Annotated in this window: 10 protein-coding genes and 1 pseudogene; 4 read left to right on the top strand and 7 right to left on the bottom strand. The window is 39.3% G+C overall.

Annotated features, from left to right (window positions below; all coding sequences use genetic code 11):
• The first annotated feature begins 79 nt into the window (after positions 1 to 79).
• The 3 genes from H5088_RS17535 (at position 80) to H5088_RS17525 (ending at position 4045) form a co-directional block, all read left to right on the top strand.
• A complete protein-coding gene (locus H5088_RS17535; protein ID WP_182753985.1) occupies positions 80 to 1408 on the top strand; it encodes a GH1 family beta-glucosidase in 1329 nt (442 codons plus the stop codon).
• A 32-nt stretch (positions 1409 to 1440) separates the two neighbouring features.
• On the top strand, positions 1441 to 2967 hold the full coding sequence (locus tag H5088_RS17530) for an MFS transporter (RefSeq protein ID WP_149604933.1): 1527 nt from the start codon (positions 1441 to 1443) through the stop codon (positions 2965 to 2967).
• Between the two features lie 76 nt (positions 2968 to 3043).
• Positions 3044 to 4045: a LacI family DNA-binding transcriptional regulator gene (locus H5088_RS17525; protein WP_002961833.1), complete on the top strand. Its 1002-nt coding sequence runs from the start codon at positions 3044 to 3046 to the stop codon at positions 4043 to 4045.
• Between the two features lie 19 nt (positions 4046 to 4064).
• Here H5088_RS17525 and H5088_RS17520 read toward each other — a convergent pair.
• Positions 4065 to 4196 (bottom strand): annotated as a pseudogene (locus tag H5088_RS17520) (LysR family transcriptional regulator); the annotation flags it as partial.
• A gap of 243 nt (positions 4197 to 4439) precedes the next feature.
• On the opposite strand from H5088_RS17520, the gene H5088_RS17515 reads away from it, so the two are divergent.
• The gene (locus H5088_RS17515; RefSeq protein WP_182753983.1) at positions 4440 to 5609 is read left to right on the top strand and encodes an MFS transporter; all 1170 of its coding nucleotides are present in this window, start codon (positions 4440 to 4442) and stop codon (positions 5607 to 5609) included.
• A 74-nt stretch (positions 5610 to 5683) separates the two neighbouring features.
• Here the strand turns inward: H5088_RS17515 and H5088_RS17510 are convergent, their stop codons facing one another.
• The 6 genes from H5088_RS17510 to H5088_RS17485 all read right to left on the bottom strand — a co-directional run bounded on the left by H5088_RS17510 (position 5684) and on the right by H5088_RS17485 (position 11188).
• On the bottom strand, positions 5684 to 6199 hold the full coding sequence (locus tag H5088_RS17510; RefSeq protein ID WP_182753981.1) for a M23 family metallopeptidase: 516 nt from the start codon (positions 6197 to 6199) through the stop codon (positions 5684 to 5686).
• Positions 6200 to 6288: 89 nt separating this feature from the next.
• The gene (locus H5088_RS17505; protein ID WP_002961829.1) at positions 6289 to 6555 is read right to left on the bottom strand and encodes a YrhK family protein; all 267 of its coding nucleotides are present in this window, start codon (positions 6553 to 6555) and stop codon (positions 6289 to 6291) included.
• Between the two features lie 152 nt (positions 6556 to 6707).
• Positions 6708 to 8048, bottom strand: a complete 1341-nt coding sequence (locus H5088_RS17500; protein WP_002961828.1) for an SPFH domain-containing protein — start codon at positions 8046 to 8048, stop codon at positions 6708 to 6710.
• Positions 8041 to 8379: a hypothetical protein gene (locus tag H5088_RS17495; protein WP_024595217.1), complete on the bottom strand. Its 339-nt coding sequence runs from the start codon at positions 8377 to 8379 to the stop codon at positions 8041 to 8043. Before H5088_RS17495 ends, H5088_RS17500 begins: the two co-directional genes overlap by 8 nt.
• A 235-nt stretch (positions 8380 to 8614) precedes the next feature.
• Positions 8615 to 10060, bottom strand: coding sequence for a hypothetical protein (locus H5088_RS17490; protein WP_259398138.1), 1446 nt, complete (start codon positions 10058 to 10060; stop codon positions 8615 to 8617).
• Positions 10008 to 11188, bottom strand: a protein-coding gene (locus H5088_RS17485; protein ID WP_182753979.1) for an IS3 family transposase whose coding sequence is annotated in 2 segments (ribosomal slippage) — positions 10008 to 10930 and positions 10930 to 11188 — 1182 coding nt in all. Because the reading frame shifts where the segments join, the coding sequence is not laid out codon by codon here. Before H5088_RS17485 ends, H5088_RS17490 begins: the two co-directional genes overlap by 53 nt.
• Positions 11189 to 11252: the final 64 nt, after the last annotated feature.

Here is an 11252-nt window from a genome sequence, read left to right as displayed (position 1 = left end):
AAGCGCTTCCAATAATAAATTTAATATACGCTCTATACAAAGCAAACTTTACCAAAAAAGAAGCAGAGGTTTTCTCTTAATGAAACAATTATCTTTACCTAGTGGCTCACCACTTTTAGCCAAAAATTTTACTTATGGTGTAGCTACGGCCTCATTTCAAATTGAAGGCGGCGCAGCTGATCGCTTGCCATGTATTTGGGATACCTTTTGCAGTAAAGAAGGCAAAATAGTCGATAATTCAAATGGCGATGTAGCCTGCGAGCACTACACTCGCTGGAAAGACGATATAAACTTAATTGAATCATTAGGTGTAGACGCTTACAGACTTTCTATTTCGTGGCCGCGCGTAATGACTAAAAGCGGTCACTTAAACCCGACAGGCGTTAAGTTTTATACCGACATTTTAGATGAATTAAAACGTCGTAACATTAAAGCTTTTGTAACGCTATACCACTGGGATTTACCACAACATATTGAAGATGAAGGTGGCTGGCTAAACCGTAACACCGCTTACGAATTTGCACATTACACAGATTTAATTACCAAAGCTTTTGGGGAACGTGTGCACTCTTACGCCACCTTAAACGAGCCTTTTTGCAGCTCTTACTTAGGTTACGAAATAGGCGTACATGCACCTGGCATAGTAGGTCGCGAATTTGGTCGTAAAGCCGCGCACCACCTATTACTGGGTCACGGTTTGGCTATGCAAGTACTTGCTAAAAATAGCCCAAATACACTAAACGGTATTGTACTTAACTTTACGCCTTGTTACTCAGTTACCCAAAGTGAAGACGATTTAAAAGCGACTGCATTTGCTGATGACTACATAAACCAATGGTACATGCAGCCTGTAATGCAAGGTAAATACCCTGATATTATTAAGCAATTACCTAAGGCCCACCTCCCAGATATTTTAGATGGCGACATGGAAATAATTGCTCAACCGCTAGATTACCTAGGGGTTAACTTTTATACCCGCATGCATTATCAAGCAAGCGAAACCGACTTTTACCATGAGCTGCCACATAAAGCGCCAATGACCGATATAGGCTGGGAAATTTATCCTAAAGCACTTACAGAGTTACTTGTATCGTTAAACGAAAAATACACCCTACCGCCTATTTATATTACCGAAAACGGTGCAGCTATGGCTGACGAATTTAAAGACGGTGAAATCAAAGATAACGACCGTATTGAATATTACCACGAGCATTTAAATGCCCTACATAACGCAGCTGAGCAAGGTGTAAAAGTAGATGGCTACTTTGCTTGGAGCCTAATGGATAACTTTGAATGGGCTGAAGGATATTTAAAACGTTTTGGAATAGTACACGTAGACTACAACACACAAAAACGAACTGTTAAAGCCAGCGGTAAAGCGTACAGTAACCTAATAACTAGCCGATAATTTTTCGGCTTATAACAATAAGAACACACACAGTGAACAAACTCCCTTTATACGAAAAAGTCGGTTACGCCATGGGCGATGCCGGCGCTAACTTAGTGTGGCGCGGCGCGCTTGCTTATTTAGCGGTGTTTTACACCGATACATTTGGCATATCGGCGGCTGCCGCTGCCATGTTGTTTTTAGTGGTAAGGCTATCTGATGGCGTAACCGATATTATTATGGGTATGATTGCCGACAGAACGCAGTCGCGCTTTGGTAAATTTCGCCCATGGATACTCTATTCGGCACCGTTTTTGGGCTTGTTTATGGTGTTGTGTTTTACTACACCCGACTTTAGCACCACCAATAAACTTATTTATGCTTACGTAACTTACATAGGTTTAACGCTTGCTTACACCGTAAGTAACGTGCCCTACTCGGCACTTATGGGCGTAATGACACCAGACGATACAGAGCGCACAAAGCTCTCTGGTTTTAGGTTTGCAGGTGCGTTTACTGGTGGCTTATTGGTTATGGGTTTTTTACCTGAGCTAGTGGCATTTTTTGGTGGCGGCGACAACGCCAAAGGCTATCAGCTTACTATGTACTTATTTGCCAGCTTACTTATTATTTTAATGATTATAACGTTTGCGACTACCAAAGAGCGTGTAACACCGCACGCCTCAAATGAAGGGAATTTAAAATCAGAGTTGTTTGATTTAACCAAAAGCCTGCCATTTATAATCCTACCTTTGCTTGCTACCACCCTGTTTTTTTATTACCGCGATTTATACAGCGGCGTATTTTTTGCCCTTGTTATGGCTGCAATGACATTCGTTATTAAAAAATTACTCAATAAAGATAAGCAAAGCTTAACGGGCTCACAACGCGACATGGTTGATCTTCTGACCAATAAACCTTGGCTGGTATTACTCGGCATTGGTTTTTTAACCATGATGTTTAATGGCATAAAATACGGTGTAATTGCGTACTACTTTAAGTACCACGTAGCCAATGAACTCATGGCTGGGCAATACTTTATTGCTTTGTTGGTTGTATCTATATTTGGCGCACTTGCCACAGGTAAACTGGCCGAAATTATGGGTAAACGAAACCTTTTTATTGCTTCATTAATGCTAAGCGGCATACTCACTACTGCATTTTACTGGGTACCTAGTGATAACCTTATTGCTGTATTTACCTTTGGTTGCGCTGCTGAATTTTTTGCCGCGATGATGCCAACATTATTTTTTAGTATGCTTGGTGATTCAGCCGATTATTCAGAGTGGAAAAACAAACGCCGCGCTACAGGCTTAATTTATTCAGCGGGTACATTTGTGCAAAAAACCGGTGGTGGTTTTGCAGGTGCATTAGTATTAGTGGTACTTGCAGGCTACGGCTATAACGGTATGGATGAGCTAACAATCACACAAGCCCTACCTGGTATGCAGTTACTTATGAGCTGGATACCCGCCGCATTTGCTTTTTTAGGCGCCGCATTGATGCTTATTTATCCGCTAACCTCAGCGATGACGCAAAAAATAACAGAAGACTTAGCAATTAGACGCAGTAATGTGTAAATTAACTTTTAATGACCCTTCGCACTTTATATTTTTTATAAAGTGCGAGTAAAAATACATATAAGCTAGGACATCAATGGCGACAATTTATCAAGTATCAGAAATGGCAGGTGTGTCTTTATCAACTGTTTCAAGGGTGCTTAACGACAACGACTACGTAAGCAAAAAAACTAAAAAAAAGGTATTAGAAGCAATGAAAGAGCTAGGCTATCAGCCAAGTTCTATTGCTCGCTCTTTGGCGTCTAGCACTACAAACAGCGTCGGTATTTTAGTTTCTGAGTTGGATGGTCCGTTTTTTGGTCAAATGATGTCAGCCATTGAAGAGCACCTTCGTATTGCGGGTAAACACGTTATTATTACCCCTGGGCACAGTGACGAAAAAAAGGAAAAAAGCGGCTTTGAATTTTTAATAGGCCGTAATTGCGACGCTATTATTGCCCACGTAGAAGCGGTATCAAACGAGTATCTAATTGAGTTAAGTAAAGGCAAAACCCCTATTTACTTAATGAGCCGCTACGTTAAAGAAATTGAAGAAAACTGCATTAGCCTCGACAACGTAATGGGTGGCTACTTAGCCACTAAAGCCATGATCAACAAAGGTCATAAAAACATTGCATACATAGCAGGCCCGCAGTTTAAAGAAGATGCGTCAAACCGTTTAAAAGGCCACAAAAAAGCCCTCGCAGAATACAACCTAACCTTTGACGAAAACTTATTTTACATAGGCGACTTTAAAGAAACCGGCGGCAGCGACGGCTTAAGGCATTTTATTCAAAATAAAGCGCAAATAACCGCCCTTGTATGTGCCAATGACGAAATGGCATCAGGTGCTATGAAATACGCCCGCGAACACGGTTTTAACCTACCAAAAGATTTAGCCATTATTGGGTTCGATAACGTAATTTTCACCAATTACCTCTACCCAACACTGACTACAATAGATAACCCAGTTCCCGAAATGGGCCGAGCTGCGGCTAACTTAGTACTTAAAGACATTTATAAAAAAAGCGGCATAACAGTAAAGCACGTGTTTCAGCCAAAGCTTATTTTAAGAGACTCAACACCCGACATTAATTAACTTTAAACCGAATTTAAATCTAGTTTAAATCTAAATTATGTAACTCGTTACGCACCCACTGCGTATCCAAATATTGCTCTACGTGCTGCTGCGCAAACTTTAAAAAGTGACGTGCAGCATGCGATATGTGCCTATCTGCTTGCATTACAAAAACCTATTCAGACATAAATGCTCACAAATATAAAACAATATCTACATAAAAATACTACAATAAAAAGCATAATAGATCCGATAATTTACCAAAAAGATCGTTTTAAATTTATTTATATTATTTAATAAAATATCACTTTACTTATTTTTAATTTGGCTCTAAATTCGCGCAAATTTTATTATTAAAGTAACCTCTCAAACTTTAAAACAGTGGTTATTTACCTTGATGAGTCGATAAACACACATGGCCGAATCAGCCGCCACAAGCACCTCTAATAACCCTTTAGCACCCGTTATCGGGCTGTCATTTTTTGCTATTGCATCAGGCTTTTTAATGAGCCTTATTCCGCTGTCGTTACCTGCATTTAAACTTGATGAAAATCTAGCGCCTTGGCTTGCGAGCATTTTTTACTTTGGCTTACTTATTGGCGCCACCACAATAGAGCGCATTGTGGTAAAAATGGGTCATCGCTTCGCATTTATATTATTTTTAAGCCTATTAATAGCAAGCGTGCTTGCACAACTTGCACTGCCAAATACCGTTAACTGGTTAATGGCACGATTTGTAGCAGGTGTTGCTGTTGCCGGTGTGTTTGTCGTTGTTGAGTCTTGGTTATTAATGACCAACACAGCAAAGTCGCGTGCTAAACGTTTGGGTTTATACATGACCTCACTTTATGGGGGCAGCGCGGTTGGTCAACTTGCTATAGGGCCGCTTGGCACCGAAGGTTCAACGCCTTATTTATTTGTAGCCTCGTTATTATTTTTAGCTATTTTAGCCCCTTTATTAATAACCAAAGGTCAGCCCGAAAAACAGCACCTTGAAAAACTACCACTAAAAGAAATAAAAACATTAAGCCACCCAGCTATGCTCGGATGCTTAGCATCGGGCTTATTACTGGGCCCTATTTACGGCTTAATGCCGGTGTATATTGCAGCACAAGCTGATCAAGCTCAGTACACTGGAACACTTATGGCGGTTATTATTTTAGGCGGCATGGTCGTGCAGCCGCTCGTAAGTTACTTATCTACTCGGCTTGAAAAAAGCTTATTGATGGGTATGTTTTGTTTAGCAGGCGCAGCCGGTGCTGTGGGTATACTACAAGCAAACACTTTAGCAGGATTAATAGTAAGCTACTTAATACTAGGCGCATGCAGCTTTGCACTTTACCCGATTGCTATAACACTTGCGTGCGACTCATTGCCAATGGCAAAAATAGTATCGGCAACTGAGGTAATGCTTTTGAGTTACAGTATTGGTTCGGTATTTGGCCCTATGCTTGCTGCAAATTTATCTGATGCACCCAATGGTATTGTGTTTTATTTAGCAGGCTGTTTAATCACGACCTGTATTTATATGTTTATTAAAAGCATTAAAAATATTCGCGCGGGTAAAACCCCAGTTGCAGGCTAATTTTTAACTTAAATACACGCTTGCTTATTAACGGATTTTAGCTGTTAAACACCTTGTTTTAACAGCTAAAACTATTATTTAGCAGTGAGTCTTTTATGTGGGCTCAAAAAAAACATCTTTTTCCACCCTTGGTTTTGCGTTGTAAAAAGCCACGGCATAGGCACTAACGATAAAATAGAATAATGCACATGAGGCTGTTTTCCTGCGGCATTTCCGGTATCGCCCAGTAAGCCAATTTGACTGTTTATGCTTACTACTTCACCTGTACTTACCGAGTAGTCATTTAAATGTGCAAAATAATGCACGCGCCATTTAGGCCCAAGCACCGCAACCACTTTACCACCTCGGCTTAACTCACCTACAAATATAACAACACCATTTGTTGAGGCAACTACAGGAGTGTTCTTTATGCCAAAAATATCAATTCCTTTGTGCACACCCGACCTACCCCAAGGCTCGTACCAAAACGTGTTATGGTTCCAATCTTTACTTGTGGCACCTTGTACCGGAATCATTATTTTTTCGGGAATTAGTAAGCCTATAATTAGTAAAGTAGCTATTCCAATTGAAATCCACTTAAGTACTTTCACTTTTCTATCCTTGATATTTAAATAACTTATACTGGTAAATTATTAGCCATAATAACTGAACTCATCATGAGTCGTATTTATGGTTTTATTTATGAAGTTTTATTTGAATGAAATACCCGACTAACATGTACTAAGCTGATCAATTTCAAAACAGGTTTTATAAGTAATTGAGCACTGCCCGCTATAAACAACCATGTGCCACTTTCTATTAGTGAGTCATTTAAAAAGAAAAAACTGCCAATTAAAAACCACACAGCAATCAAAAAATCGTTAAACGCTCCCAGCGCTTCATATCGTCGCTGGATGGTAATATGCTCTTGTCCTAAATCTAAAATAAACTGATTACTGGGGTCCATAAGTACTGCTCACTCTTTTATTTAATAATTTAAAAAGCTTGTTTTCACAAGCTAAGCCGCACCATACAATAACAAAATTTACGCAATAAAAAACGCTGGCCAATGCGAATCAGCCAACGTTTTTATTGTTTGTGCAATACTTAACTAATCGTTTATTTTTTCTCTTTTTCTAAACGCTTTTTAAGACTTAATGCAGCATCGGCGGCTAATAAACGCATAAATTCAGAGCCATTACTTTGCTCGCCTTGGCCTGCGCCTATTACAATTTCAGGCACTAAACGGCTATTACCTAAGCTTGTAAATAAAGCGGTTTGAATTTTAACTTCTGCTTTTAGTGTTTCATCAAATACATACTTTGGATCAAGTGCAGCAGACTTAGCTCTTAAACGAGCCTCAGCTAAAACGTCCATACCTAATGCTTCTAAACGTTGTTGCTTTAGAATCTCTTCTTGCTCTTTCGCAAGCTCCGCTTTTACAGCCACTCGTTGCTGCGCAGAAATAATGGCATTTGCCTTAATTCGTTCAGCATCAATTTGCTCTTTTATTTTTAGCTTTTCAGATTCAGCACGTTGCTTAGCAATTGCTTGTTCACCTAAAGCCACTTCAGTACGCGCTTGTTGCTCTGCTTTTTTAAGGTTTTGACGCGCTAGCGCTTCATCAGCAGCAGCCTGCTTTTGGGCTTCAAGGCGAGCATTTACTTTGCTTTCGTAGTCAATATCAATAATGCTGGCATCAACTACTGTAATACCGTAAGCGCCTAAAATAGGTGCGTTACGCAGTGTATTACCTTCATCGTCCATTTTAATATTAATAGTGACACGTTGCTGTTTACTTAAATTACCTAAATCGTCAGATTTATCGCGCTCACCCGTACTAATAATTTGTTCAGTAACAAAAATACCGTTGGTTAATTGATCAGCAAAATCTTGGCTTAATTGACCATTACCACCAGAGTAATGTTGCTCTACCGACATCATTCGCGCCGACGCTTTTACATTTTCGGTGGTTGCACGCATTAATAAATTAGATATTAATGTTTCTTGTGAACCAAACTCTTCGTGTATTTTAAGTAAACCACGTAGAGCACCCGACTCTGCTGCTGGTACATTGCCTGGTAATCTAAAACGAGAGACACCTCGTGCGCCACCTGTTGTGGTATCTAAAAATCGAATTGGTATTAGCGGTACAATTGCGCTTGCTGTTGCACCGGCATCGCCCGTAAAGTTAATCGAAATTACTTTTTTATAAGCGGATGTACTACCAAACGCTTTTAAGTAAGGGCCTGCTTGATTTATTACGGTTAAGTTACCTGTAAAAGCCGATTGATGTACTAAACGCTCATCTGCTTCATTCCACGAAACAACTTGCGATGTAAGGGTTGCTATCACTACCAATACAACAACAATTGATGACACTATAATTACATTACGACGACCAAATCGACTCATAAATGAGTCACTTTTTACTGCTGGGACTGCTTTTTCGCTATCCATTTTTATTACTCTCCATGTTTAATTTCTTTTTAACAAAGTAAATAATTTCCTGTTCACTCAAATGTGCGCAAAAGCTACCAGAGCGATGTAACTCAACAAATGTTGCAAGGATTTCTTCTTTACCTTTAGCTGTTTTATCTTGGTTTTCTTGTGTTTGATTTTTTTCTGTTAGTTGAGTGATTAGTTCATCAACTATCGTGTCTTTATCAAACAGTACGTTGTATTCCTTGGATTTTCTTACCCGACTTTTATGTACGTTGCTGTAAATTACATAAAGTGCAACGCATAAAATAATAACAAGTAAACTTAACCCTATAATATAAAAAATCATAAGCTCTACTTAAATTAGTTTAAATACTTAATGAGCAATAACAATTGTAAGTATTACTTAACAAATGTTAACCCAGTAATTTTACAGTAAACCCGAGTAAAAAACAGATTAAAAATAAAGTTCATCAGGTATACAGTTATAACCGCACATAAAAGTAAGCTTTTTCAAACAAAAAGTGCCAGTCAGTTATTAACTGACTGGCACTAAGCTAATATTAATTAAAGTGCTTTTTACATTATTCGCATTGCACCCAATCAACACCATTTTCACTGCATTCATGCAGCAATGTTCCATCTTCTCGGCGGGTATCTCTAAACCATTGCCCTTCAATTGTTTTAATAATACGTACGTTGTCTGTGGTTTTGTATTTACGCCAAAAGCTAGCATCAATAGATGTTTCGTCATCAAACTCATAGGGCATAGCAGCGAGTACGGTCACTAAATCTTGAGTTTCTAAGTCAGCAGCTTTGTCTTTAACATTTACCCAATCAGATAATGTTTGAAAGTCGGCATTTTCCTCTCTAAAGGCAAAGTCAGTTTGGTAAAACGATCCTGACTCAGTATAGCTAATGCTAAAACCTCGCTCGAACGGTGTATCTAAATTAGCACTAACGCATTCATCTGCTGTTGGGAAGTTAACCGATGGGCTAGTATTAATAACGCCATAAAGCACATTGCTTTGCTCAAAACTAACGTTCTCAATGCTAGAGCATCGGTAAGTACGATCGGCGTTAATGTAAACATCGTCTCTAACTGTTAATTTTCCATTTAACGATTCTTCGCCCCAAGGCGTATCTATTGAATCCAATCGAGACAAAATAACGTCAATTTTGTCGAGTTCGTCTGTATTTTGAAGCTTTACTTGCTCATAAATAAGTTCAGCGCCTGCAAAAATAACTTTGTCGCGGTACCATGCATTTTCAAACCCATACTCTGCATCTTTTGCTGTGTCTTGATAAATCACTGCTCTTACTTCTTCTGCATCAGGATACTGAGCATCTAGCTCTTGCTTGAATTTATAGGCCGCTTTTAGTCCCTTAACAATTGCTTGTGCTCTGTCGTAAGCGTCGCTGTCGTTAGTAGCGATAAAATCTGAGTAAATTTGCTCTGTCGACAAATTATAATGCGCAACCAAGTTTTGCATAACATTTGTTATTTCGCTTTGAAGGTTTGCAAGTAGCTCAGTATTTTCTTTAAGTGCATCACAACTTAAATTATTGTTACCACTTTTTTGTAATTGAAGGCTCAACTGCTCCCAAATAACGGTTGTTAAAGGTGATATATTTCGAATATCTTCATCAGTCAAAGCCTCAATTGAGGGTGGAAATGACATTTGATACGCTTGTGTTACCTCGCCTAAGTCCTCGTCAATTGCGCCAACCGGTACATCAACGTACATAGTTGAATACGGCACACACAGCGCCTGCTCTTCTGTAAAATTAAAACTATAATTACCCGATTCTTCAGAGACTACAGAAGGTTCTGATTGCTCGTCAAAAGTACCATCGCCATCAATATCCAGCCATACTATTGCACCAGATACATAACCATCAATAACCTTTCCTGTAAGAGAGATAGTGTTAACTTCTACGGGATCTACTTTTATAGGATCTGGCTTAGTGTAGTGGTCAATAAAATTTGGCCACAGTTTTAGAATCTTGATATCTAACCTTAGATTCATTTGGCGCTAAACCGGCATTATAATGATGCGGCCTAACGTTGTTGTAATATCCGTTGATATAATCACTAACGCTATATTTAGCATCTATAAAATTTCTATATCCAACCTTTGGCATCCATTCCGTTTTAAAGCTTCTAAAAAATCGCTCCATTGGTGCATTATCCCAACAGTTTCCACGCCTACTCATACTTTGTTTGATTTTATAGCGCCATAAACGTTGACGATATTTTAAACTTGTATAATGACTACCCTGGTCTGAATGAAACATCAGCCCTGTCGGTTTTCCTCTGCTTTCATACGCGAGTTCAAGCGCTTTTAGCGTTAAATTAGTATCTGGCGACAACGACATGGCCCAGCCAACGACTTTACGTGCAAATAAATCAATAATAACGGCTAAATAAGCCCAGCGATTACCTACCCAAATATACGTCACATCACCGCACCACACGGTATCTGGCTCAACAACATCAAATTGTCTATCAAGCAGATTTGGAATTTCAAGGTGCTCATTACCGCCGCGTTTATATGAATGTTGAGGTACTTGGCAGCTTTCAAGCTTTAATTTAACCATTAGCTTAGCAGCACGATAACGACTCAATTCAAAATCATTGTTCGTTGCTATTGCCGCGATTGTCCGCGCCCCAGCTGAGCCGCCGCTCATTGCATGTATTGCTCTAACTTCAGCCTCTAGCCTTATTTGTTCTGGTGTCGGCGTTGTATCCCTTATAGCCCAATATTTATAGCTGCTACGATGCACATTGAATACGTTACACAGCACGCTAATTGGGTAACGCTCTCGTTGATTTAGTTTCTCAATTAACGAGAATTGTTCAGGGAGTCGGACATCAAGAGAGCGGTAGCCTTTTTTAATATATCCTTTTCTAATTCGATGCGTTGGATTTGCTTTTTAAGTTCGCGGATTTCAATTTGTTCGGGCGTCATTGGCGAAGCAGATGGTGGCTGGCCATTACGCTCTTGCTTTAATTGAGTAACCCACTTACTAACGGTTGATTTACCCACACCCATCGCTTTGGCTGCTTCTTCTTGAGTATAACTTTGGTCAACTACAAGCTGAGCTGTTTCTAATTTGATTGCTGCAGAATACGTTGCACGTTTTAATTTCGTCATTTTTTCACCCAAATTTGTATGCTTATCAGCATAACATTTCTTTCTTAATGGGTGGCCAAAATTA

The organism is Pseudoalteromonas sp. SR43-3 (assembly GCF_014163875.1).
Taxonomy (GTDB): Bacteria; Pseudomonadota; Gammaproteobacteria; order Enterobacterales; family Alteromonadaceae; genus Pseudoalteromonas; species Pseudoalteromonas distincta.
The sequence above is the reverse complement of the archived record's forward strand: the minus strand, read 5'-3'. Positions and strand labels throughout refer to the sequence as shown.